This is a genomic window from Exiguobacterium sp. PvP048 (assembly GCF_040549175.1).
Lineage (GTDB): Bacteria > Bacillota > Bacilli > Exiguobacteriales > Exiguobacteriaceae > Exiguobacterium_A > Exiguobacterium_A artemiae.
On the sequence record NZ_JBEPSU010000004.1, the window covers coordinates 136,559 to 160,158 of the forward strand.

At 48.6% G+C, this 23,600-nt stretch carries 22 protein-coding genes and 1 riboswitch; of the genes, 4 read left to right on the forward strand and 18 right to left on the reverse strand.

The window, feature by feature from the left end; translation table 11 throughout:
* Window positions 1-18 precede the first annotated feature (18 nt).
* Window positions 19-1,749, reverse strand: coding sequence for an adenine deaminase (ade, locus tag ABIC15_RS10085; protein WP_354020610.1), 1,731 nt, complete (start codon window positions 1,747-1,749; stop codon window positions 19-21).
* Window positions 1,750-1,873: 124 nt separating this feature from the next.
* On the opposite strand from ade, the gene ABIC15_RS10090 reads away from it, so the two are divergent.
* Window positions 1,874-2,413 carry a gamma carbonic anhydrase family protein gene (locus ABIC15_RS10090; protein ID WP_354020611.1) on the forward strand — a complete coding sequence of 180 codons (540 nt, stop codon included), beginning with the start codon at window positions 1,874-1,876 and terminating at the stop codon, window positions 2,411-2,413.
* A gap of 108 nt (window positions 2,414-2,521) precedes the next feature.
* Window positions 2,522-2,719: a hypothetical protein gene (locus ABIC15_RS10095; protein ID WP_012369402.1), complete on the forward strand. Its 198-nt coding sequence runs from the start codon at window positions 2,522-2,524 to the stop codon at window positions 2,717-2,719.
* 144 nt (window positions 2,720-2,863) lie between these two features.
* Here ABIC15_RS10095 and ABIC15_RS10100 read toward each other — a convergent pair whose 3' ends face one another.
* Both ABIC15_RS10100 and ABIC15_RS10105 read right to left on the reverse strand, forming a co-directional pair.
* Window positions 2,864-4,447: an ABC transporter permease/substrate-binding protein gene (locus tag ABIC15_RS10100; RefSeq protein ID WP_354020612.1), complete on the reverse strand. Its 1,584-nt coding sequence runs from the start codon at window positions 4,445-4,447 to the stop codon at window positions 2,864-2,866.
* Window positions 4,444-5,571 carry an ABC transporter ATP-binding protein gene (locus ABIC15_RS10105; RefSeq protein ID WP_012369400.1) on the reverse strand — a complete coding sequence of 376 codons (1,128 nt, stop codon included), beginning with the start codon at window positions 5,569-5,571 and terminating at the stop codon, window positions 4,444-4,446. Before ABIC15_RS10105 ends, ABIC15_RS10100 begins: the two co-directional genes overlap by 4 nt.
* A 205-nt stretch (window positions 5,572-5,776) precedes the next feature.
* Here ABIC15_RS10105 and ABIC15_RS10110 point away from each other — a divergent pair, with 205 nt between their 5' ends.
* A complete protein-coding gene (locus ABIC15_RS10110) occupies window positions 5,777-6,799 on the forward strand; it encodes a LysM peptidoglycan-binding domain-containing protein (RefSeq protein ID WP_012369399.1) in 1,023 nt (340 codons plus the stop codon).
* A gap of 53 nt (window positions 6,800-6,852) precedes the next feature.
* Here the strand turns inward: ABIC15_RS10110 and lysA are convergent, their stop codons facing one another.
* From lysA to ABIC15_RS10170, 12 genes are all read right to left on the reverse strand, one after another.
* The gene (gene lysA / locus ABIC15_RS10115; protein WP_354020613.1) at window positions 6,853-8,166 is read right to left on the reverse strand and encodes a diaminopimelate decarboxylase; all 1,314 of its coding nucleotides are present in this window, start codon (window positions 8,164-8,166) and stop codon (window positions 6,853-6,855) included.
* Window positions 8,167-8,178: 12 nt separating this feature from the next.
* Entirely contained in the window at window positions 8,179-9,237 is a 1,059-nt protein-coding gene (gene alr, locus ABIC15_RS10120; protein WP_354020614.1) for an alanine racemase, read from the reverse strand.
* Entirely contained in the window at window positions 9,234-10,166 is a 933-nt protein-coding gene (locus ABIC15_RS10125) for a branched-chain amino acid transaminase (protein WP_012369396.1), read from the reverse strand. The genes alr and ABIC15_RS10125 overlap by 4 nt, the downstream gene beginning before the upstream one ends.
* Window positions 10,167-10,191: 25 nt before the next feature.
* Window positions 10,192-10,899, reverse strand: a complete 708-nt coding sequence (dapD, locus tag ABIC15_RS10130; protein ID WP_290829615.1) for a 2,3,4,5-tetrahydropyridine-2,6-dicarboxylate N-acetyltransferase — start codon at window positions 10,897-10,899, stop codon at window positions 10,192-10,194.
* Window positions 10,886-11,632 carry a 4-hydroxy-tetrahydrodipicolinate reductase gene (gene dapB / locus ABIC15_RS10135; protein ID WP_354020615.1) on the reverse strand — a complete coding sequence of 249 codons (747 nt, stop codon included), beginning with the start codon at window positions 11,630-11,632 and terminating at the stop codon, window positions 10,886-10,888. The genes dapD and dapB overlap by 14 nt, the downstream gene beginning before the upstream one ends.
* On the reverse strand, window positions 11,629-12,510 hold the full coding sequence (gene dapA, locus ABIC15_RS10140; protein ID WP_354020616.1) for a 4-hydroxy-tetrahydrodipicolinate synthase: 882 nt from the start codon (window positions 12,508-12,510) through the stop codon (window positions 11,629-11,631). Before dapA ends, dapB begins: the two co-directional genes overlap by 4 nt.
* 20 nt (window positions 12,511-12,530) lie before the next feature.
* A complete protein-coding gene (locus ABIC15_RS10145; protein WP_354020617.1) occupies window positions 12,531-13,523 on the reverse strand; it encodes an aspartate-semialdehyde dehydrogenase in 993 nt (330 codons plus the stop codon).
* Window positions 13,524-13,535: 12 nt separating this feature from the next.
* Window positions 13,536-14,735: an aspartate kinase gene (locus tag ABIC15_RS10150; protein WP_354020618.1), complete on the reverse strand. Its 1,200-nt coding sequence runs from the start codon at window positions 14,733-14,735 to the stop codon at window positions 13,536-13,538.
* 113 nt (window positions 14,736-14,848) lie between these two features.
* Window positions 14,849-15,027, reverse strand: a riboswitch (Lysine riboswitch).
* Window positions 15,028-15,094: 67 nt separating this feature from the next.
* Window positions 15,095-16,468, reverse strand: coding sequence for an argininosuccinate lyase (gene argH / locus ABIC15_RS10155; RefSeq protein ID WP_012369390.1), 1,374 nt, complete (start codon window positions 16,466-16,468; stop codon window positions 15,095-15,097).
* The gene (locus tag ABIC15_RS10160; protein ID WP_214850294.1) at window positions 16,465-17,670 is read right to left on the reverse strand and encodes an argininosuccinate synthase; all 1,206 of its coding nucleotides are present in this window, start codon (window positions 17,668-17,670) and stop codon (window positions 16,465-16,467) included. Before ABIC15_RS10160 ends, argH begins: the two co-directional genes overlap by 4 nt.
* A gap of 121 nt (window positions 17,671-17,791) precedes the next feature.
* Window positions 17,792-18,220: a GNAT family N-acetyltransferase gene (locus ABIC15_RS10165; protein ID WP_290829602.1), complete on the reverse strand. Its 429-nt coding sequence runs from the start codon at window positions 18,218-18,220 to the stop codon at window positions 17,792-17,794.
* A complete protein-coding gene (locus ABIC15_RS10170; RefSeq protein ID WP_354020619.1) occupies window positions 18,217-19,368 on the reverse strand; it encodes an alanyl-tRNA editing protein in 1,152 nt (383 codons plus the stop codon). The genes ABIC15_RS10165 and ABIC15_RS10170 overlap by 4 nt, the downstream gene beginning before the upstream one ends.
* Before the next feature lie 128 nt (window positions 19,369-19,496).
* Here ABIC15_RS10170 and phnF point away from each other — a divergent pair, with 128 nt between their 5' ends.
* A complete protein-coding gene (gene phnF, locus ABIC15_RS10175) occupies window positions 19,497-20,231 on the forward strand; it encodes a phosphonate metabolism transcriptional regulator PhnF (protein ID WP_012369386.1) in 735 nt (244 codons plus the stop codon).
* A gap of 115 nt (window positions 20,232-20,346) precedes the next feature.
* Here the strand turns inward: phnF and ABIC15_RS10180 are convergent, their stop codons facing one another.
* The 3 genes from ABIC15_RS10180 to nagA all read right to left on the reverse strand — a co-directional run bounded on the left by ABIC15_RS10180 (window position 20,347) and on the right by nagA (window position 23,585).
* Window positions 20,347-21,462 carry an LCP family protein gene (locus tag ABIC15_RS10180; RefSeq protein WP_354020620.1) on the reverse strand — a complete coding sequence of 372 codons (1,116 nt, stop codon included), beginning with the start codon at window positions 21,460-21,462 and terminating at the stop codon, window positions 20,347-20,349.
* Between the two features lie 212 nt (window positions 21,463-21,674).
* A complete protein-coding gene (gene nagB / locus ABIC15_RS10185; RefSeq protein WP_354020621.1) occupies window positions 21,675-22,433 on the reverse strand; it encodes a glucosamine-6-phosphate deaminase in 759 nt (252 codons plus the stop codon).
* 6 nt (window positions 22,434-22,439) lie between these two features.
* Window positions 22,440-23,585: an N-acetylglucosamine-6-phosphate deacetylase gene (nagA, locus tag ABIC15_RS10190; RefSeq protein WP_354020622.1), complete on the reverse strand. Its 1,146-nt coding sequence runs from the start codon at window positions 23,583-23,585 to the stop codon at window positions 22,440-22,442.
* Window positions 23,586-23,600 lie beyond the last annotated feature (15 nt).

The window sequence follows — 23,600 nt, forward strand, 5'->3', positions numbered from 1 at the left end:
TGGACTTTACCTTTTCATTTAAGCTTGGACTGCAATATGTTGGAACGTTTTAACGTCAAACAATCCGCTGTCCGTTAACTTCAGATTCGGGATGACAGGCAAACAGAGGAACGACATCGTCAAGTACGGATTAAAGGAACGGTCGGCTTCTAATACATCAAGTGCATCATTGAGCGCTTCGAGTGTATCTCCGACTTCCTGGAAAGGACGACTCGTCATCAATCCAGCGATTTCAAGCGGCAACTCCGCCAGAACTTCTGTCCCATTGACCGCAATGACACCTCCACCCGCCTTAATCAGATGCTCTGCCGCAAGTTTCATCTCGGCATCCGATGTTCCGACGATGACAAGGTTATGCGAATCATGGGCGACCGTCGCCGCAATGGCACCTCGCTTCATGCCAAACCCTTTAACGATGCCGACTGCTGAGAAGTTGGTCGCATTATGACGCTCGATGACGGCGATTTTCAATAAGTCTTGTTCCGGGACGGGGACAAATTTCCCGTCCTGTAAAGGCACATCCAAAATCAAATGTTCCGTGACAATACTTTTCGGGATGATTCCGATGACATGCGCTTTCGGTTTTTCTAATACGAGTTCAAAAACTTGATCCGTGATCGGCTTCGTTTTCAGTTCGCCGCGCAATGTCGACGGTACCGCTATCTTTTGGGATGAGATGATTGTTTTACCGGCTCGGGCGACCGCCTGTCCATTGACGAAGACTTCCTTAATCGTCACTTGATCGGCATCCTGCAAAATGACAAAGTCCGCACGGCGTCCCGGGACGATTGCTCCACGGTCATTTAGTTGATACGCATTGGCTGCATGAAGAGAAGCCATCGCATAGGCTGTTTCACGCTTAATCCCGTGCTGTATGGCGTAGCGGATATTATAGTCGATCGTTCCTTCACGTAACGTGTCGTCCAGGTGCTTATCGTCCGTGCAGAAGAGGAATCGACCGGCATTGCTTTCCGTGACTGCGTCGAGCACTTCCTTGAGATTCCGGGCAGCCGATCCTTCCCGGACTTCGACGTATAATCCGCGACGTGCCCGCTCAATCGCCTCTTGTTTACTGACTGCTTCGTGATCCGTCCGAATACCTGCTACACCGTAGATATTCAATTCACGTGCGCCAAGTCCTGCGGCATGGCCATCGACCAGTTTGCCGGCACTCTCGATTTGTTCAATTTTTTTCAGCATATCACGATCAGCCCGTTCGACAGCAGGATAGTCCATGACTTCCCCTAAGCCATGCACTCCCGGATGCTTAACAAAAGGTTCGAGTGCCGCTGCATCGAGCGATGCCCCGGCATGTTCAAATGATGTCGCCGGAACACAGCTCGGCAACATCATTCGCACGTCAAGCGACAGTCCTGCTGCATCGTCCAACATGAACTGGAGCCCTTCCGCTCCCTTTACGTTCGCAATCTCATGCGGATCGGCAATGACGGTCGTTACACCGAGCGGTAAAATCGCCTGTTCGTATTCACTTGGTGTCACCATCGATGACTCGATATGGACATGGCCGTCAATGAAACTCGGCGCAATGAATTTTCCTGTTCCGTCAATCATTTCAATTCCTTCATATCCGTCGCCGACAGCGGCAATGTAGCCGGAATCTACCGCAACATCCGCTTGATACGTCTCACGTGTCATGACATCGATGACCTGAATGCCTTGATAGACGACCGCTGCTTTCTCTTTTTTGGCGGCAATGGTAATAAGTCGTGCCCGAATTGTCTGATTCATCCTGTTTCCTCCTGGTGTGAACGGTATTTTTACCATCTTACAATTAGTATGTAAGCAGTTGCAATTTATTTTTCCAACAGTCAAGATGAAAACGTACACTTGAAAGTAAAAGGGAGGAACAGACATGAAATATCGTGTAGGTCAATTGGTTCCAAACGTCGATCCGAGCGTCTACATCGCAGACGGCGCCAAAGTCATCGGAGAGGTCGAAATCGGTAAAGATTCGACTGTGTGGTTCAATACGGTCATCCGGGGAGATGAAGGTCCGATTAAAATTGGCGAGCGTGTCAATATTCAGGACGGATCCATGATTCATCAGTATGAAGGGTATCCGACCATCATTGAAGATGATGTCACGATCGGACACATGGCAATGATTCACGGAGGAATCATTCGCCAAGGCGCTTTGATCGGGATGTCGGCGACGATTTTGGACCAAGCTGAAATCGGAAGCGGTGCATTCGTTGCAGCCGGCAGTCTGGTCCCACCTAAAATGGTCGTTCCTCCGAATTCGATGGTCATGGGCGTTCCGGCAAAAATCTTTCGTGAAATCAGTGATCATGACCGGTTCATCATGGAACGGACGATCCGGAAATACGTCAAACGGGGTCAACAATATGCTGCTGACTGCACGCCACTCGAAGAAGATTTGACGACAATGTGAAAACGTTTACAAAGTTCACCTGTTTTTAACAATTTACCTCTCGTTTATTTACATCTCTCCCTTACACTGTAGAAGTAAGGCAGGAATCACGACGGGGGAGGATTTAAAATGACACCATTATTCGAAGAACGGTTGATGGCTGACTTGTTTTCATCCACAAATAATCCGAGTTACGGTTTGCCGACTTTACCTGTATACGAAACAGATGGGTTGACGAAAGAGTTGCAAGCACGTATTGTTAATGATGCCGAGCAAAAATCCTTGAGTTTAGGAATAATTCAATCAAGAGAGGAAGAACATGTATGATTCAGCAAAATACAGTTCGCGCTTGGCTCGCTAGTCGAATCAAAAAATAATGATCTACCAGGATTACCTATTTTCCAAAACGATATAGCGCGTCAGCGCGCATGATAAAGAGCCGAAGCGGATTCCCGCCTCGGCTCTCTTTTTTTACTTTTTAATGAGTCCTTCTTCAATCAAGAATTCACGTGCCACATCTTCCGGACGTTCTTTTTCGACATCTGCTTTAAAGTTCAATTCCTGCATCTTTTTATCTGTGATCTTATCTTTTAACAGGTTCAGGACTTCTTTTAATTCCGGATGTTCTTCGAGTGTTTCTTGACGAACAAGTGGTACAGCGTAATATGGCGGGAAAAATTCTTTATCATCTTCAAGAACTGTCAGATTAAACTTTTTCAGTAGACCGTCTGTCGAGAAGCTGTCGATGACATTGGTTTTTCCGTTCGTTAAAGCCGTATAACGTAATCCGCCGTCGACCGGCTGGACATCTTTAAACTTCATGTCGGGATATTTTTTCTTTAATCCCAAGTACCCGTCTTCGCGGTTGGCGAATTCAATCGTTGATCCGAGAATCAATCGGTTACTGACTGCTGCCATGTCGGAAACAGTTTTCAAGTCATATTTTTTAATATCTTCTTTTGTCATCGCAAGAGCGTACGTGTTGTTAAAACCGATTGGATCGAGAACATCAACCTGGCTCTTTTCCGGAATCATTTTTCCGACCTTTTTATAAACAGCTTCCGGATCAGTTTCCAGTTTTTGTTTCAGGACATCAATCAATAATGTTCCCGTGTACTCGACATAAGCATCAATTTCGCCTGTTTCAAGTGCTCCATAGGCGACTTTTGTTCCGCCGAGATTGAGTTGACGCTCGACTTCTAAATCTGTTTTGTCTTCAATGAGATCCGCTAACATATTTCCTAAAATCAATTGTTCCGTAAAGTTTTTTGAACCGATGACGATTTTATCCGTTTTTAAGAACGAATAGGCAACGGTTCCGCCAATCAATAGGAAAACAATCGCTGCAATTGCAATTTTCTTTCCGGCCGACATTGCTTTCCGGCGTTTACGGGCTCTGCTTTTCACCCGACCGTCCGCAAGCGGAATTCCGTTCGGCGCGACGGAATACTCAATCCGGCTAACGATGAAATCAATCGCTAATGCTAAGATGCCTGCAGGAATGGCACCGGCAAGAATCTGATTGTTATCAACAGTTTGAATACCGGAGAAGACCAGATACCCCAGTCCACCTGCACCGATGAAGGCAGAGATCGTCATCAGACCGACAGCCGTCACGGCAGAGATCCGAATTCCGGCCATCATGATCGGTAACGCCAGTGGAATTTGAACTTTACCCAAAATCTGACGATCCGTTAACCCGATTCCTTTCGCTGCTTCCAGCATGTCTCCCGGAATACTTGATAACCCGGTGTACGTGTTTTTGACAATCGGAAGCAGTGAGTAGAGAACGACCATGATAATAGCAGGTGTTGAACCGATTCCGATGAACGGAATCAGGAATCCGAGCAAGGCAAGACTTGGCACAGCTTGGACGACACTTGTCAATGCAAGGATCGGCTTCGCAAAACGTTGATACCGCGTGATGAGAATACCGATTGGAATTCCTAGTACAACGGCAATGACGACTGCCAACACAGTCAACTGTAAGTGTTCGAGCAATAAGTCAAAAATTTGACCGGTATTATTTTGAACATAATCTAAAAATCCATTCATTGAACTTCCTCCTCCTGAATGAACTGCTCACTCAAGACGGAAAGCAAGCTACTTCTTGTAATTAATCCACGTAATTGTCCTGATTTATTTGTTACCGGCAGATACCCTGTCTCTTCATGGTTCATGACTTCCAGTACATCAAGCAAGGAGTCCTGCTCATCAACAGCAACCAGCTCCCCTTCCATGACGTCTTCAATCCGGACACCTTTATCAGGAGCCGTTTGAATGTTCTTCAGTTTGACGATTCCCTGGAGGATACGATCGCGGTCTGTGATCAACAGGCTGTCGACTTTACGTCCGCGCATGATTTCAATCCCTTGCAGCAGCGTCCGTTTCCCACTGATCGAGACAGGATCTTCAATCATGATGTCCTCTGCTTTAATGAACGCCGGACTGCTCCAAATCTTATTTTTCCCAATAAAGGATTCGACGTATTCGTCTTTCGGATGACGTAAGATTTCTTCCGGTGTATCAAACTGAACGATTTCCCCATCGCGCATGATACAAATCCGATCAGCCAGCTTGATCGCCTCATCCATATCATGTGTGACGAAAACAATCGTCTTCTTGACTTCTTCCTGGAGGTTGAATAATTCTTCTTGGAGGTCATTTCGTGTGACGGGGTCAAGCGCACTGAACGGTTCATCCATCAGGATGACGTCCGGGTCATTCATTAAGGCACGGGCAAACCCGACGCGTTGTTGTTGTCCACCACTGAGTTCACTCGGATAACGGTCAATGAATTGTTTAGGATCAAGACCGACCATCTGTAACAGTTCTTCCGTCCGAACATCCATCTGATCGTGGTCTTTCCCTTCAAGCCCGGCAATCAATTGAATGTTCTCCCGGACAGTCATGTGCGGAAAGAGACCGGTCTGTTGGATGACGTATCCCATATGACGACGCAATTCAATCGTATCCGTCTTCATGATGTCCTTTCCGTTGACTAAAATCGTTCCTGACGAGGGTTCAATCAAACGATTGATCATTTTTAAGGATGTCGTTTTCCCACATCCACTCGGTCCGATGAACACAACCAGCTCGCCCTCTTTGATTTCGAGAGTTAAGCCTTTTAAGACAACGTTGTCTTTAAATTGCTTCCCGACGTTTTTAAATTCAATCATTCGTTTCCACTCCTTTTACTATTTCCATATACCATATGTTCCCTATTCATTTCAGGGCTAAACAATTATTTAAGATTAATCCGTTTAGACTCATAAAAATTCGGGAATTATTTCCCTATTTTTTAGTTTTTTTGCTCAAAAAGGGTAATAGATAAGTAGAGTCAAGTGAGAGGCAGTCATCCTAGAAAAAGGAGGCGACGTACACATGCACGGGAAATGGATTCGGATCATCATGATCATGTTAATATCGCTTTTTCCTTTCTTTAGTTACGGTTTGACGGCAGATGCAGCCAGTTCGACGTTTGTCACAAAAGGATCGACGACGAGTAAAGTCGTCGCACTGACGTTTGATGACGGAGCAGATGGTGGAAACATCACTAAGATTTTGAGTATCTTAAAAGCCAACAATGTCAAAGCAACCTTTTTCTTAACAGGTACCGGTGCCAATAATCATCCACAATTGATTAAAAACATCGCCACTGCAACTCCGACGCATCAGCTTGGAAATCACTCCTATACGCATCCTGATTTTACGAAATTAACCGCCACTCAGATGACGAGTGAACTCTCAAAAACCGAAAACTTAATCAAGTCATTGACCGGACGGACGACTAAACCGATTTTCCGCGCACCATTTGGCGCGAGCAACAGCGCTGTCCTTGCCGCCGTCGGGAATGCCGGATACACGAAAACGATTCAGTGGAACATCGATACAACTGACTGGAAAGGTATCAGTTCAACAGCCATTTTGGCGCGTGTCGTTCCGAACATCGTCCCGGGATCCATCGTTCTGATGCATACGGGGGCTGGTGCACCCGGTACACCGGTTGCACTTCCATCGATGATTTCGCAACTTAAAGCGAAAGGCTATAAATTCGTCACAATCTCCGAATTATTAAAATTGCCTCCAAGCGGCAGTAAAACGTATACGGTTAAATCGGGCGATACCCTTTATAAAATCGCCAACCTCTACAATGTCACCGTCGCTGCTCTCGCTAAAGCCAATAACATCACGAACTACAATCTGATCACTGTCGGACAAGTGCTTGTCATTCCGGGAACGACACCTCCTCCGCCAACAACAGTCACCTATACCGTCAAAGCCGGGGACACGCTCTACTCCATTGCAACGAAGTACGGCGTGACGGTCACCGCGCTTGCCAGTGCCAATAAAATCACGAATGTCAATTTGATTTCCGTCGGGCAAGTCCTTGTCATTCCGAAGTAACACAAAAGCGTCCCGGTCTTTACGACCAGGACGCTTTTGAATGTTTTCAGTTCTTAAGAAGACGGGATATTTTCAAGACCCAGATCACATTGAATTAAATCGACGTACGTCTGGCGACGGACAACTTCACGCGATTCACCTTGATTAACGAAAACAACAGCCGGTCGTAAAAATTGGTTGTAGTTGCTTGCCATCGAATAGTTATAAGCGCCTGTCCCGAAGACCGCTAATGTATCTCCACTGACGGGTTCTGCTAAATCAGCAGACTCAGCAACCAAGTCGCCGGATTCGCACGCTGCACCGACAACTGTCACATGACGTGTTTCTCCTTTGATTCGATTGGCAATGACGGTTTCGTACACCGCTCCGTATAGAGCAGGCCGGATATTATCCGCCATTCCGCCGTCCACCGATAGGTACGTTCGTACACCTTGTACTTCCTTGATAGCACCAACCGTGTACAGCGTCGTTCCGGCATTTGCGACGACCCACCGCCCCGGTTCAATCCCGATTCGCGGACGATCGATCGCAAGACACGTTGTTTCTTCATCGATGATCGCCATAACCCGCTCCATCGTTTGTTCGAAATCAAGCGGCTGATCATCTTGCGTATAGGCAATTCCAAATCCACCGCCGAGATTGACTTCGCTTGCGACGAAAGAAGTCCGCTCGCGAATCGTTTCGACGAATCCCATCATCGTCCGGGCCGTCCGCTCAAACAGTTCAATTTCTTGAATTTGCGATCCGACATGGCAATGAATACCGAGTAACACCAAATGTTCCGCTGCTAAAACAGCTTCGACGGCTTGCAGGTACGAATCATCATGCGTCGAAAAACCAAACTTCGTATCGACACCACCGGTCTGGATTTTCGTGTGCGCACCACCGATGACTTGCGGAACAATCCGGATCAGAACCTGAACGGTTTGACAGGTATCGCCCGCAATCTGGTTGAGTTGAGCGATTTCCTCGTAATGATCGATGACGATTTTCCCGACACCCTCTTCGACGGCATACCGTAAATCCTGCGTCGATTTATTTGAACCGTGGAAATAAATCCGTTCCGCCGGCACACCGGCTTTACGGGCGATGAACAGTTCGCCGCCTGTGACGACGTCAATGCCAAGACCATGTCGGACAACTTGCTGGTAAACGGCACCGATTGTCAAGGCTTTAGAAGCAAACGAAGCATACGTATTCGGATATTTCTTTAAAAAGGCGTCGCGTACGGTCGCCAGACGGTCCGTCAATTCACGTTCTGCCATGACATAAAGCGGTGTCCCGTATTGTTTGGCAAGCTCTGTTGCTGCCACCCCGTCAATCTGTAGTTCATTGTTTTGTTCCGTCAAATAGCGGCTTCCGTACATCTTGCTTCCCCCTTATAAATAACGATGTGTTAAACGCCACGAACGGGCACACATCTGTTCCGAATTATTGGCTGTCCCAGTCCGGGTGATGTCATCAATTTCGATGCCGTCTCCGTACAGAACAACTTTATCACCGATTTCCACCGTCGAATCGACGGCGATGAACGTATGACTCATAAATAACTTACTGATGATCGGATAACGTTTTCCGTTGATGATGACCGGCAGTGACGACCGTCCGCGGACAACCCCGTCCCCGTAGCCGACCGGCAGAACGGCGACACGAATCGCTGTCGGTGCCGTATACGACGTACCGTAGCCGACATGTTCCCCTGCTTCCACTTGACGAATCTCAACGACTTCCGTCGTCATCCGGAGTGAGGGGACGAGCCAATCCATTTTTTCGATCGGCGAATAGCCAAACAGGAATATACCGGGCCGGACGTAATTGCAACAGGCGAGGCGCGGATCATGCTTGACGATCGTTGCACTGTTTTCGGCATGGATATAAGTAAAGCTATGTTTCGCCTGTAACGGATTTCCGATTTCAAGGAACCGTTCAACCTGACCGTCGTGATTGGCTCCCGGTTCATCGGCAAGCGGGAAATGCGTGTAGAGCCCTGTTAACGTCAGCTCTTGCTCCCGTACGGTTTCAAGCACCGCTAATGCTTCTTCGAGCGAACTGACACCAAAACGGTTCATCCCGACATTTATTTTTAGATGCAGTTCAATTCCCGATAAATCCGCCTGATGACGTGTCAGCCAATCGAGCGAAGGAATTCCGAGCGCTACTCCATGCAAGCGGACCTCTTTAAAATCCGATGCCGGATTCATCGCCAGGACATAACTGTCTGGAAAATTCGTTTTGATTTCAATTGCTTCATAGACTTCCGCCACTGCGAAATGCCGGACACCGGCTTCCATCAATGTGGCGACCATTTCAATCATCCCTAAGTTGTAAGCATTGTTTTTGACCACGGCAAAAATCTGCTTGTTAGACCGGGCGAAAACCGATGCGACATTATGCCGCACCGCTTCCCGATCAATGGTAACGACAGTTCTTGAACTCATTCGGCGACAGCAGGTGTCACATGTGTCAACCAGTCCGCATATTGCGGCAATTGACCTGAGACCGTCTGTCGGTAAAGATCAAGCAACTCATCCGCGACAGTCCGTGTTCCGCCGTTGATGACGATGTGATCAATTTCTCCGACACTTGTAATTTCTGCTGCTGTACCCGTCAAGAAGATTTCGTCTGCGACGTATAACTCATCACGGCCGATATGACGCTCGACGACCGGATACCCTTGATCCTGCGCCAAACGCATGATGACTTGACGTGTGATGCCGTCTAATACCGAGCAGTCGAGTGAAGGTGTATAAATCGTGCCGTTTTTCAACATGAACAGGTTGGCGACACTCGCTTCACTGACGTTTCCGTTCATATCGAGGGCAATCGCCTCGTCGAATCCGTCACGTTGTGCTTCGCCTTTTAAGAGCTGCGAGTTCATGTAGTTGGCGGCAGCTTTTGCCTGCATCGGCATCATTGTCGACGAAACGCGGCGGTAAGAAGCGACTTTCGCACGGATACCGGCGCCTTTATCGAAGTACTCGCCCAGTTCCCAACAAGAAATTCCGACGTGAACCGTCGTATCTTTTGCCATCAATGCCTGCCACGGTGTACCGAGGAAAACAAACGGGCGGATGTAACAAGATTCAAAGCCGTTTTTGGCGACCAGATCAATTGTCGCTTGGACAAGTTCTTCCACTGTATAAGGAATCGTCACGTGATAGAACGCGCAACTGCGGAACAGACGTTCAATGTGTTCCGTCAATTGGAAAATCGCCGGACCATCCGGTGTCGCATACGCACGGATACCTTCGAAGAATCCGCTTCCGTAATGAATCGCATGGGACATGACGCTCGTATTTGCCTCTTTTGGATCATGAAAAACTCCGTCTAACCAAATTGCTTCTCCATACTGTGTATCCACTGCCATGTGTTTTCCTCCTCTTCGACGTCAATCAGAGTGAACGTAAATCATCCACCAATTGCGTCTTCTCTGCTGTTTTTTCGTCTTTCTGTTTGATGACGCGTGCTGGCGTACCAGCCACTACGCTGCCTGCAGGAACGTCTTCTGTGACGACACTGCCTGCTGCGACGACGGCATCTTTTCCGACGCGGACACCTTCAAGAATGACGGCATTCGCTCCGATTAAGACACCATCTTCAATGATGACCGGTGTTTTTGAAGGCGGTTCAAGAACCCCTGCGACCACGGCGCCGGCGCCGACATGAACGTTTTTGCCGATTGTACCACGTGCTCCGACAACGGCGTTCATATCAATCATTGTACCATCTCCGATTGATGCACCGATATTAATGATTGCTCCCATCATGACGACAGCATTGTCACCGATGACGACATGATCACGAATCCATGAACCCGGTTCGATCCGTGCGTTTAAATGGCGCGTATCAAGCATCGGTACGGCACTGTTCCGGCGGTCATACTCGACGTGAACTTCCGTGATCCGGTCTGCATTCTCTTCTAAGAAAGTTGACGCAAGTCCTGCATCCGCGAAGAAAATTTTAGATTGATCGGTTCCGAAAGCTGTTGCACCTTCAATCGTCAGTCCTGCCAGGTCCCCATTAACGTACAGTTTGACCGGTGTTTGTTTTTTAGCGTCTTTAATAAATTTCGCAATTTCAAAAGCATCAGTTAATAACATGTGAATCCTCCTGTGTGTAAAGCGTCTCCAGTGTATAGAGTCCCGCTGATTTTTGGATGAGTGCTTCTGCTGCCTTGATGGCACCTGAAGCAAAGACTTTTTTTGACAACGCCGTATGCTTGATTTCAATCAATTCGTCAACACCGGCGAACAATACTTCATGTTCCCCGAAGATCGTTCCGCCCCGCATCGAGTGCATCCCGATTTCATTTGCTTCGCGCTTCTCGCGTGTTGATTCCCGTTCGTAGACGGGTGTGACGTTCCGCAAATCTTGAATCGTCCGCAACAGCAGCTCCGCCGTTCCGCTTGGTGCATCGACTTTTTGATTATGGTGTTTTTCCAGCAGTTCGATATCGAATGCGCCGGCGAGCGGAACGAGTGTTTTTAACAGCTGTTGCATCATCGCGATCCCAAACGACATGTTATACGATTGGAAAATCGGAATTTGTGTCGAAGCATCGCGAATCGTCTGCAGTTCTGCTTCCGAGAAACCGGTCGTCGCAATGACGAGCGGGGTTTTCGTTTTGATCCCGTAAGCAAGCAAATCCGGTAAGAGACTCGGATGTGAAAAATCAATGATTGCATCCACTGACTCCGGCATTTCGGCAAGCGTACCGTAAGACGGTACCTGTTCCGCCGTTTTTGTTTTGTCGATGACGGCGACGACGGCATCCGGTGCCAGTTCATGCACGTAATGTCCCGTTGCCCCGTATCCGTGAATGGCGAGTCTCATCCAACCACTCCTTTGTAACTCCGCATCGTCTCAAGAAGATGGCTATGACCGGCTTCCGACTGGCGAACAAGCGGCAGACGCGGTGCACCGACAGCCAGACCGATTTCTTCGAGTGCTGCTTTGACCGGAATCGGGTTGACATCGCTGAACAATGCCGAGATGACAGGCATCAAATCACTTTGAATCCGGCGCGCCGCCGTATAGTCATTCGCAAGTAACGCTTCTGCCAGTGCTTGAGTTTCCGCCGGATATGGATTCGACAAGACGGAAATCACGCCTTGTGCCCCCCATGCCATATAAGGAAGAATTTGATCATCGTTACCGCAGAAGACTGCAAAGCCATCTGGTAAGGCCGTCATCAATTCCCCCATGAAACTGACGTCTCCACTTGCTTCTTTAAACGCTTGGATGTTCGGATGTTTGGCAAGTGTGACGGCTGTTTCGACGGAAATCGCGACCCCTGTCCGTGACGGAACATTGTAGAGCATGATTGGCAAATCGACTGCATCCGCAACCGCCGTGAAGTGGGCGACGAGTCCTGCTTGTGATGTCTTATTGTAGTAAGGTGTGACCAGCATCGCTGCATCCGCACCGAGCCGGGCTGCCGTCTGTGTTTTCTCAATCGTCTGTGCCGTGTTGTTTGTTCCGGTTCCGGCAATGACCGGGACACGGCCGGCTGTCACACGGACTGCCGTTTCAAGTAACGTCTCAAACTCTGCATTCGTCAACGTCGACCCTTCCCCGGTCGTCCCGCCGACGACCAATGCTTGAATGTTTGCTGCGAGTTGTTGCTCGATCAGTTGCTCGAATACCGCTAAATCCAGTTCACCGGTTGAGGTAAACGGTGTAGCGAGTGCTGTTCCTGCTCCTTTAAACATATCGGATTCCTCCTCGTTTCTTACGAATGGATTGAACTTTCAAGCGCTTGACGCGCGACTTGGACGGCGTTCGAAGCGGCCCCTTTACGGATGTTATCAGCGACGCACCAGATGTGGAACGTATTGGCGAGACTTTGATCCTGACGAATTCGTCCGACATAGACGTCGTCTGTTCCGCTTGCATCAAGCGGCATCGGATATTGATTATGACTGACATCATCGACTAAAACGACGCCAGGTGCTTCGGCCAGAGCAGCACGAATCGCTTCAACACTTGTTTCCTGCTCAAACGTGACATTGATGGCAACGGAATGTGAATTCGTGACCGGGACACGGACACACGTCGCGCTGACGGGCAACTCCGGCAAACGAAAGATTTTCCGAGTTTCGTCAATCATTTTCTGTTCTTCCTTTGTATAACCGTCCGGTAAGAACACATCGATATGCGGCAAAATATTATCATGAATCGGGTGTGGATAGTTGACCGGTTCTTCGCCGCGACTGCCGCGGGCTAAATCCTCGATTCCCTTTTGACCGGAACCGGATACGGCCTGATACGTCGTATAGTTGACGCGCTTCAAACCAAATGGTTGAAGCGGTGCCAAGGCGACGACCGATTGAATCGTTGAACAGTTCGGATTGGCGATCAAACGATCGTTCGGTCCGATTGCCTGCGAATTTACTTCCGGTACGACAAGCGGAATATCTGCCTGCATCCGGAACGCACTGGAATTATCAACGACGAGTGTTCCTGCTGCAGCAAGCAACGGGGCATACTGTTCACTGATGGTACCGCCAGCTGCGAACAGTGCGACATCAATCCCGTCTTTCGTGATGTTTTCCGATAACGCTTGAATCGTGACGTCCTGTCCTTTGAACTGAACGATTTTCCCGGCTGAACGGGCTGAAGCATAAGCTGAAATCTGACGGACCGGAAAATCGTGTTCCGCCAGGACTTGTAACATTTTTTGACCAACGGCGCCGGTTGCGCCAATGACTGCGACATGATACATATGATTTCCTCCTTACAGGTCGAATGCTTGAGCGATTGCTGCGACAGTCCGTTCGATATCGGCCTGGGCAATCGTATATGAGATGCTGATTTCTGATGTCGTGACTTGATAAAACGTGATGTTTTCCGCCCGGAACGTCGCAAACAATTTCGAAGCGACCCCGGTTGCGTCCCGCATCCCGATTCCGACGACGGATAACTTGGCATGCTGGTTATGACGGTCGACTTTGACCGTCGGGAAACGATTGATGATATCCTGCAGTGCTTCTTCCAAAAACTCTTCTTCATCCAGCGGACAAGAGAAGGAAAGGAAGATGTCACTGTCAAACGTCGTCTGACTGATCATATCGATGTTGACGTGACGTCCTGATAACAGTTCAAAGATATCCGCGACCGCCGAGTTCGTCTGCGGTACATGCTTGATTGACACCGTCAACACGTTTTTCGTTACACTGACGCTCGTGACCGCTTTTTGTTCCATCGTTTCCGTTGCCTCCATGATCCAAGTCCCTCTTTCCGATTCTAATGTTTTTCCGACGAAGATGTGGACGCCGTATTTTTTACCGAGTTCGACACTGCGCATCTCCATGACTTTTGAACCGAGTGCACTCATTTCCATCATCTCATCGTATGAAATGTGTGGAATCGGTTGTGCCGTTGCATGAATCCGTGGATCAGCTGTGTAAACACCGTCGACGTCCGTGTAAATTTCACATCGTTTATCAAGAACCGCGGCCAATGCGACGGCTGTCGTATCCGATCCGCCGCGACCGAGTGTCGTGACATCCCCGAGCTCATTGACGCCCTGGAAACCGGCGACGATGATGACGTCGTATGTCTCCAGTTTTTTCCGGAGCAATTCGCCGTCAATCTGTTTGATTTTACTTTTCGTGTGCAGTCCCATCGTGCTGATGCCTGCCTGGGCCCCTGTCTGTGACAAGGCTTTTATCCCGAGTGAGTTCAGGGCGATGCTGAGTAATGAAATCGTCTGTTCTTCACCGATTGCAAGCAGCCGGTCCAGTTCGCGTCGTTCCGGACGGTCCGTTATCGCCTGCGCCTGAGCAATCAATGAATCGGTCATTTTCCCCATTGCCGACACGACGACGACTAATTTTTCCCCTTGTCCCGTCCGATTCTTCAAATAATTCGCAATTGACTGAATCTGTTCGACAGTCGCAACCGAACTACCACCAAATTTAAGTACAGTTGTCACAATCCTATCTCCTTTTGTCCCGAAACAGAAAAAAACGACGGGCCGGTAGGAGCGTTCCTACGGCCCGTCGTTATCACGATCGGACAAACGATGACAGCGTCATACGTTCTTTTACGTAAGATAGCGCTCCGAAACGTGGGTTTCGGCAGTACAACGGATCTTAACCGTTGTACCAGCAATCAAGAAAAAGCATTTTCTTGTTCACTTCGGCGGATTTCCCCTTTCACATCACTTGGCATGCTTGCCTTGAATAAGTGTTGCTACTGATGTCATCCGCGCCTCTATCTGTCGGTTGTTAGTTACAGTTATAGCAAACATTTTTTGTTAAATCCAGTGATTTGCCAAACTTTTTTTGAATTTTATAATTTTTCAAGTTGCTTCTTCGCTAATGCGAGTTGATCCCGGACGGCCGTAAAACCGGTCCCGCCGTAACTTCCCCGTCGTGCGACCGCCTGAACCGGATCTAACAACGGATAGACATCTTCTGCAATGACCGGATGGAACGTCTGATACGTGGACAGCGTCAAATCTTTTAAGAAACAGCCGCTTTGGACACAATGTAAGACGGCTTTCCCGACGATTTCATGTGCTTCCCGGAACGGAATCCCTTTTGTGACCAGATAATCCGCCAGTTCCGTTGCATTCGAGAAGTCTTGCATCGTCGCCTTCTTGAGCGCTTCTGTCTTAAACGTAGCCGATTCGATCATGCCTGTAAAAATTTGAACGGATTGTAACACGGTATCAGCGGTGTCAAAGACACCTTCCTTATCTTCCTGCATATCTTTATTGTATGCGAGTGGTAATGCTTTCATTGTCGTCAGGAAACCCATCAGATTTCCGTAGACACGACCTGTTTTGCCGCGGATCAGTTCCGCGAAATCTGGATTTTTTTTCTGCGGCATCATGCTTGATCCCGTCGAAAACGCATCGGACAGCTCAATGAACGAAAATTCTTGCGACGCCCAGATGATGATTTCTTCGCAAAAGCGTGACAGATGCATCATGACCGTCGACGCGATGCCAAGGTATTCAATCACGAAGTCCCGGTCTGAGACCGCGTCCAAACTGTTCGGATAGACCTGTTCAAACCCAAGTAACTCGGCTGACTTGAAGCGGTCAATCGGGAAAGTCGTTCCCGCCAGTGCCCCGGCACCGAGCGGCGACATCCGAATCCGTTTCAGGTTATCGGTCAATCGATCGGCATCCCGTTCAAACATCCAAAAATAAGCGAGCAGATGATGCGCGAGTGAGATCGGTTGCGCCCGTTGCAGATGGGTATAACCCGGCATGACCGTCTCCACATGTTGCTCCGCCTGTTCCGTAATGACGGATTGCAGGTTGCGAAGACTCGACAGGAGTTCTAAAACATGCTGTTCCATCCAAAGGTGGAGATCAGTCGCGACCTGGTCATTTCGACTGCGGGCTGTATGCAGTTTACCGGCGACCGGACCAATCTGTTCCGTCAGTAACCGCTCGAGATTCATGTGGATGTCTTCATCCACTGTCGTATAGACGTGTTGCTCGAGTGTCGTTTGCAACTGTTTAAGACCGGCTTCGATTTGTTCCCACTCGGTCTTTTCAAGAATTCCCTGTTCATATAACATCTGCGCGTGCGCAAGACTCCCCTGTAAATCAACGGCTGCTAATTTCTGATCAAACGAAATCGATGCTCCGAAGGCCTCCGCTTGAGCGGAAGCACTTTCCGTAAAACGTCCGCCCCATAGTTTCGTCATTTTTTCACGCCTTCCTGACGATGGACACTGGCATGTGTCGAAATCGCAAGACCGTGTAATTTGATGAATCCTTTCGCTGCTTCGTGATCAAAGGCATCTTCTTTTGTATACGTCGCGAGTTTCTCATCGTAGAGCGAAACTGCTGACTGACGTCCTGTGACGGTTGCGTTCCCTTTATACAGTTTGACACGGACTTCACCGGTCACGTCCTGTTGCGTTGCCGTCAAGAACGCTTTGAGGCCTTTTGTCAGCGGGGCATGGAACAATCCGTTGTAAATCGTTTCTGCATATTGTTTGCTGAGAATCGGTTTAAAGTGGGCAACGTCTTTCGTCAATGTGATCGTTTCAAGTGCTGCGTGGGCTTTGAGTAAGACTGTCGCACCCGGGCACTCATACACTTCACGTGACTTGATGCCGACCAAACGGTTTTCGACATGGTCAATCCGTCCAACACCGTGTGCACCGGCAATGATATTCAGTTCTGTAATCAGCTTCGCCAGCGGATACGCTGTCCCGTTGATCGAAACCGGAACACCTGCTTCAAAACCGATGATGACTTCTTCCGCTTGATCCGGTGCGTCTTCCGGTGCGACCGTCAAAGCGTATGCATCTTGCGGCGGCTCTGTCCATGGATTTTCAAGGACACCACATTCGTTACTGCGTCCCCATAAGTTCATGTCGATTGAATACGGGCTGTTGAGATTAATCGGAATCGGAACGTTGTTTTCTTTTGCATAAGCGATTTCTTCTTCACGTGACCATTTCCATTCGCGAACCGGTGCGATGACTTCGAGCGACGGATCAAGAGCAGCAACCGAAACTTCGAACCGGACTTGGTCGTTTCCTTTTCCGGTACATCCGTGGGCGACTGCTGTGGCACCGTGGGCATGTGCCACTTCAACCAGTTTTTCAGCAATCAACGGGCGAGATAAAGCGGAAATCAATGGATACGCACCTTCGTAATGCGCACCATATTGGAGGGCCGGCAAAACAAAGTCATTTGCGAATTCATCTTTGACATCAAGAACAATCGATTCGATCGCACCGACGAGTAACGCTTTTTCTTTGATGACCGACAAATCTTTTCCTTCGCCGACATCCATGCACAATGCGACGACGTCATAGTCCTTGCTTAACCATTTGATGGCGACTGAAGTATCCAGTCCACCCGAATACGCTAAAATCAATTTTTGTTTTGTCATTCTTATTTCCTCCTTGAATTCGACTGTATCTGTCTGTATAAAAATTCACTATGAATTATATATATACATAGACTTTCAAAAAAAGAAACCCTTTTTTCAGGATTTCTCAAAAAAATCAGCATTAAATTTTTTTCTCCATCGTCCGGTGCGGAATGCCCGCATCGTCAAATTCATCGGAAACAATCGCATAACCAAGCCCTTGATAAAACGGAATGGCCTGTACTTGGGCACCGAGCGTTAAAATCGTCCGGCCTTCCCGGCGGGCAATCCGCTCCATCGCCTGCATCAGCTCGCCGCCGTATCCTTTTCCTCTTGTCGCCGCAAGGGTCGCGACGCGTTCGACCTTCATCCGTTGCTCATCGTACGGACGGGTCCGCCCCGTCGCAACCGGACGATTCATCTCATCGAGGACAAGCAAGTGAATCGCTGTTTCATCATGCGTATCATATTCCAAATGGCTCGGAACGCCTTGTTCCTCGACGAAAACCCGTTCCCGGATCATTCGGACCGCTTGTTTTTGTTCGGTTGTTTTTACTTGAATCACTGTCATGTATGTAATTCCTCCTTTAATGCTTCTGCATAAGCTTGTGCCTCTTCATACGTTTGGAATACTGCTTGGGCATTGTTTTCACTTCCGCCGCCCCGTCCATTAAACTGCTTTAAATGGGTTTTGGCAAATTTTCCGAGATGAATGGATCCAGCGCTGCACATGAATAATTTTTTGGCGTTTTCGTTCCAGACGAATCCTGTCCGTCCTGTTTCAGCCAGGGCTTTCAACAGTTTTTCTGAAAAACGGACATCCTCTTGATCATGCCGTACGGTGAGAACCGGTTCATCCGTTGCGAGCAACTGTTTTAAGACCGTTTTGACATGCAAATCTTCTGCCTGTCCGATTTGACGGTTCAGACGGACTTGCTCCTGTTTCAGGTCTTCCACAACAAGATGGACCTGATTTTTTTTAGCTGATACTGCACGTGCAGTTTCTGTCAGGACACGCCGTTCGGTCGTCAGTAATCGAAACGCTCGGTCTTTTGCAACGTACGCTAAACGAATATTCCCGCGAACCTTTTCAAGTCCCGTGAATAAAATCAGTTCCAGTTCCGACGTCGAGGCGAGATGCGTTCCTCCACAGGCACTGTAATCCAGTTCACCGATTTGAACGACCCGGATTTTTCCTGTGACTTGTGGTGTTTTTCGTAACGGTAACTGCAATGCTTCTTCTTCTGTATATTCCGTTGCCGTAATCAAGAGGTTCGCTTGAATCACCGTCCGTAAACGTTCCTCCAAACGACTTTGAAGCGTCTCATCCCAGTCACCGAGATCGAGATCAAGCGTCGATTCTTCTGTGCCGGTTCGGAAACTGACTGTCTTGATTTGAAATTCGTCTTGAAGAATGGCAGAAATAACGTGTTGTGCTGTATGTTGCGCCGCATGATCCGTTCGAATTACATCATCGACCTCACCTTGCACTTCGTTTTCAAGAAGCGGACTGTCGAGCAGGTGCCAGACATCCCCTTCTTGAAGCTGGACATCGAGGACGGAAACCCCGTTGAGTGTTCCCCGATCGGCAGGCTGCCCCCCGCTCTCCGGATAAAAGTAACTTTGTTCTAATCTTACCCAGTAGCCTTGTTCTTCCTTCGTACCTGTCACGATTGATTCGAAAGTCCGGACGTCCGGATAAATTTGCTCTGAACGCATCTTCATTCCACCTTTTCAGCACTGAATTTGCTTCTATTATGACACAAATCACTTACAATCGTTTGTCGACATCTCCATTTCCTAGTACACTAGATGAAAGACTATCGACCGCGAAGGGACGAAATGCCGTGATTCAGCATATTAATAAAAATTCACCACTTCCAATCTACTACCAAATCGAGGCTGCCTTGAAGCAACAAATCGAGGAGGGTCTGTTACAACCCGGCGATTTGATCCCCTCGGAACGCGAGTTTGCCGAAGCCCATCAAATCAGCCGGATGACTGTCCGTCAAGCCATCTCGAATCTTGTTAACGCTGGTTATCTCATTCGTCAAAAAGGACGCGGCACATTCGTCGCCAACAAAAAAATCGTCATGCAACTGTCCGGATTAACCAGTTTTTCCGAAGAGATGGAACATCTTGGTTTGGAACCGGCGAGTGAACTGCTGTCTTATCAAACGATTGCTGCTGAAATGACGATTGCGAATAAACTCGGGATTCGTGAAGGTGCCAAAATTTATGAATTAAAACGGTTACGCATCGCAAACGAACAACCGCTTGCGCTCGAAACTGTTTATATCCCAGAACAGCTGTTGCCGGGTTTGAACCAGGATGTCGCCATTACGTCCCTTTATGCCTTTGCTGAAGCCAGTGGACTCAACCTGGGTCGCGCCAGTCAGACTTTCGAATCACGTCTCGCGACAAAAGAAGAAGCACAACACCTCGGTCTGTCGGTCAGTTCACCTGTTTTGTCCGTCGAACAACTGACTTTCCTTGCCACCGATCAACCGTTTGAGTATGTCATTTCCGCGTATCGCGGTGACCGGTATACGTTCACGGTCGAAATGGAACGGCAACGCTGATTCTGATTTGAATACAGAGGAGAACTCATCTTCCTTTCCGAAAAAAAGCACATGTTTCAGGATACTTTTCAAGAAAGTATCTGAAACGTGTGCTTTTTAACATCACCCGTTAGCGTTACTGAACGGGTTGCTCGACTGTCGTCGAATCATCTGTTGTTGTCGGGTCCGTGGCTCCCGGTGTCCCTGTCTCTTCTTTCATCGGTGACACTTCTTGTCCTTGCATCGCCTTGGCCAGGTTGGCTTTCACCCGGTCAAGTTGATTCGGATCCAGATGGTACTCCCATTTCCCGCTGATTCCAATGTATCCTTCACCTGCGAGCTGGTATTCTGTCGTATTCCGTAAAGCTGTCGTAAAGTCAGCTAACCGGAGATAATCGTTCGGACCTAAGTTCGTCTCGACGTTGTCGCCGACAGCGTCCAAGATGTCACGGTACGCCCCGAGCGAACGGAAGCTTGCCGCTTCTTTTGCAACAGCTTGGATGACCTGCATCTGCTTTTGTCCCCGGCCGATATCCCCGAGTGGGTCATCATGACGGTTTCGAACGTAAGCGAGTGCCTGTTCCCCGCTCAAATGCTGCATTCCCTTCGGAACGGTAATCGTCCCTGCTTTACGCGCCGAATCCTGTTCCTTGAAGGCATAACGGACATCGATATCGACTCCGTCCAGTGCATCAATCAACTGAACGAATCCTTGGAAGTTAACTTTTACGACATGGTTGATTTCAATACCGAGCAGATTTTCGGTTGTCTCACGTGCCAGTTTGATTCCGTTGTATGAACTCGATTTGTCCATTGAACCGAAATAATGAGCATGAGTGATTTTATCCTGCTCGACACCTGTTTTCCCGTACGGCACATCATATTTGGAATAATCGATATTGACGAGTGAGTCCCGTGGAATACTTGTCAGTACCAATTGTTCGGTCTTCTTATTCAGGACACCGACAATCATGACATCCGATCGTGCCGGCTCATGCCGGTCTTTACTGGCTTTCGTTTCATCCGTTCCTAAAATCAAGAAAGATTCGGACGGCACATCATCATATTTCGAACTGACTTTTGAACCCGGAATGTTGATTTGTGTTCTTGCCAGCGTTTCCTGTGTTTTAATGAAAACCGCTCCCGCATAACCGGAACCGATGACGGTCAAAAGTAATAACAAGGCAGCAATCACTTTGATGAACATCTTGCCAGCACTTGGTTGCCTCTTTCTTGCTGATCTCGTCTGCATCTGTACGCCCTCATTTTCATGTAAATTTTCTGTAAAGTTCACTATTCTCCATTATCCCGACTTTTATTAAAATGTCAATTTACGATTCGATTAAGATCATGTGATTTCACTGTTTTTACACTCGCACGACTTGACGCATACAAAACAAAAAACCCGTCTGTTGAGAAGACCGGTCTGAAGCAGTCCGGTCTCATCAGAGACGAGTCATCGATTCATTTCATGAAGTTCGTATAGGCAGCTCGCCCTGTACGTTTCGCTTCGTCCGATAACAAGCTTGCCGCTTCTTCGTCCAGAACGACCATGACATCGGCGTGCCGCTGTAAAATCGTTGCCGGACAATCCGTCGTCGCCGGACCTTCCATCATGTCGCGGATCGCCTCCGCTTTCCGCTCGCTTGAAGCAACCAATAAAATCTTCTTCGCTTCCATGATCGTTCCGATTCCCATCGTGATCGCTTCGGTCGGCACATCCTCCAACCGGTCGAAAAAGCGCTGATTGGCCTGTCGGGTCGACTCGGTCAGCTTAGTCACGTGGGTTTTGGCATCAAACGGAGTACCGGGTTCATTAAACGCGATATGACCGTTCGAACCGATACCGAGCAGTTGAATATCAATCCCTAATTGCCGGACAAGCGCTTCATAGCGGTCACTCTCTTCCCGTGGATCCGCCGTGCTTCCGATCGGCACATACGATTCTTTAAAGTCGACCGCATCAAACAAGTGCTCCTGCATGAAGGTATGGTAACTGTGTGGATGATCCGGACTGAGTCCGACGTATTCATCCAAATTAACGGTCGTCACATGCTGGCAATCCACTCGATCTTTGCGCCATTCTTCATACACACCGAGCGGAGAACTGCCGGTCGCAAGTCCGATCGTTAATCCTTCCGGGTGTCTTACAATCTCCTGTTTGAGCAGTTGATACGAAACATTTGCCAATTCTTCTGCTTTTTCTACAATCATCCATTTCATCAGTTGTTACCCCTTTCCGTTTGTAAATCGGTGCACTTTCCCGCGGTGAACGGTTTGTTCCACTTCCAAGTCTGCTGTCAATACGACAAAATCGGCATCCTTGCCCTGCTCGAGTCGTCCTTTATGTGTTAAGCCGAATTCCTCTGCCTGATTAATCGACGTCATCTGGACGGCTTGTTCGAGTGAACAGCCAGTAAAGCGGATGATATTGCGTAGCGCCTGATCCATCGTCAGGACACTGCCGGCTAAGTTCCCGCTCGCAAGACGGGCAGCTCCGTCCTTGACGTGTACGGTTTGTCCGCCGAGTTCATATTCTCCATCCGACAATCCTTTTGCCCGCATCGCATCGGTGATGACCGTCAAACGGTCTGGTCCTTTCATCCGGTAAGCGAATTCGACCATCTCTTTTGAACTGTGAATCCCGTCCGGAATGATTTCCGCAAAGACTGATCGTTCGAGAAGACAATATCCGACCGTCCCTGGTTCCCGGTGATGCAAGGGACGCATTTGATTGTAGAGATGTGTCCCGTGGGTGACATTACCTAAATGACTTTGGTCAAATGTCGCATCGGTGTGTCCGGCAGATGGAATCGCCCCCGTCTTTCGAACCGCCGCTTCAAAATCACGGGCACCGGGCTGTTCCGGAGCGTACGTGACGAGTTTGATCTGATTTCCGGATGCCTGTTGCCATTTTAAAAACTGATCTGCATCGGGTTCGACGATGTATTCAAGCGGTTGTGCTCCGGCATAATCCGGATTGATGAACGGTCCTTCCAGGTGAATCCCTTCAATCGTCGTCTCCCGAGAGTCGATGACATCGCGCGCGACTTCCAGGGCCCGTGTAATCTGATGCCAGTCTTGGGTGATCGTCGTCGCAAAAAAGGACGTGACACCTTCCGCAAGCATGGCTTCACTCAATCGGTACAGCGCTTCCGCACTTACGTCCATCGTATCGACGTCGTATCCGCCATGGATATGGACATCAATCATTCCTGGAATCAATCGTTTCCCCGCAAGATCAATAACTGTTTCGTCACGCTCTGTGTACGCGGACATCGGCCCGATTTCCTGAATCGTCTCCTCAAAGCGGATGAATCCATCGTGAATAACGGTCTGTCCCGTATAAATTTCGGCATGAATCATAGTTGGCATCTTGTGACTTCCTTT

Coding starts and splice junctions, on each gene's coding strand:
- ade (WP_354020610.1), bottom strand. CDS start 1,749: ATGAATCAGACAATTCGGGCACGACTTATTACCATTGCCGCCAAAAAA.
- ABIC15_RS10090 (WP_354020611.1), top strand. CDS start 1,874: ATGAAATATCGTGTAGGTCAATTGGTTCCAAACGTCGATCCGAGCGTC.
- ABIC15_RS10095 (WP_012369402.1), top strand. CDS start 2,522: ATGACACCATTATTCGAAGAACGGTTGATGGCTGACTTGTTTTCATCC.
- ABIC15_RS10100 (WP_354020612.1), bottom strand. CDS start 4,447: ATGAATGGATTTTTAGATTATGTTCAAAATAATACCGGTCAAATTTTT.
- ABIC15_RS10105 (WP_012369400.1), bottom strand. CDS start 5,571: ATGATTGAATTTAAAAACGTCGGGAAGCAATTTAAAGACAACGTTGTC.
- ABIC15_RS10110 (WP_012369399.1), top strand. CDS start 5,777: ATGCACGGGAAATGGATTCGGATCATCATGATCATGTTAATATCGCTT.
- lysA (WP_354020613.1), bottom strand. CDS start 8,166: ATGTACGGAAGCCGCTATTTGACGGAACAAAACAATGAACTACAGATT.
- alr (WP_354020614.1), bottom strand. CDS start 9,237: ATGAGTTCAAGAACTGTCGTTACCATTGATCGGGAAGCGGTGCGGCAT.
- ABIC15_RS10125 (WP_012369396.1), bottom strand. CDS start 10,166: ATGGCAGTGGATACACAGTATGGAGAAGCAATTTGGTTAGACGGAGTT.
- dapD (WP_290829615.1), bottom strand. CDS start 10,899: ATGTTATTAACTGATGCTTTTGAAATTGCGAAATTTATTAAAGACGCT.
- dapB (WP_354020615.1), bottom strand. CDS start 11,632: ATGAGACTCGCCATTCACGGATACGGGGCAACGGGACATTACGTGCAT.
- dapA (WP_354020616.1), bottom strand. CDS start 12,510: ATGTTTAAAGGAGCAGGAACAGCACTCGCTACACCGTTTACCTCAACC.
- ABIC15_RS10145 (WP_354020617.1), bottom strand. CDS start 13,523: ATGTATCATGTCGCAGTCATTGGCGCAACCGGCGCCGTTGGTCAAAAA.
- argH (WP_012369390.1), bottom strand. CDS start 16,468: ATGACGAAACTATGGGGCGGACGTTTTACGGAAAGTGCTTCCGCTCAA.
- ABIC15_RS10160 (WP_214850294.1), bottom strand. CDS start 17,670: ATGACAAAACAAAAATTGATTTTAGCGTATTCGGGTGGACTGGATACT.
- ABIC15_RS10165 (WP_290829602.1), bottom strand. CDS start 18,220: ATGACAGTGATTCAAGTAAAAACAACCGAACAAAAACAAGCGGTCCGA.
- ABIC15_RS10170 (WP_354020619.1), bottom strand. CDS start 19,368: ATGCGTTCAGAGCAAATTTATCCGGACGTCCGGACTTTCGAATCAATC.
- ABIC15_RS10180 (WP_354020620.1), bottom strand. CDS start 21,462: ATGCAGACGAGATCAGCAAGAAAGAGGCAACCAAGTGCTGGCAAGATG.
- nagB (WP_354020621.1), bottom strand. CDS start 22,433: ATGAAATGGATGATTGTAGAAAAAGCAGAAGAATTGGCAAATGTTTCG.
- nagA (WP_354020622.1), bottom strand. CDS start 23,585: ATGCCAACTATGATTCATGCCGAAATTTATACGGGACAGACCGTTATT.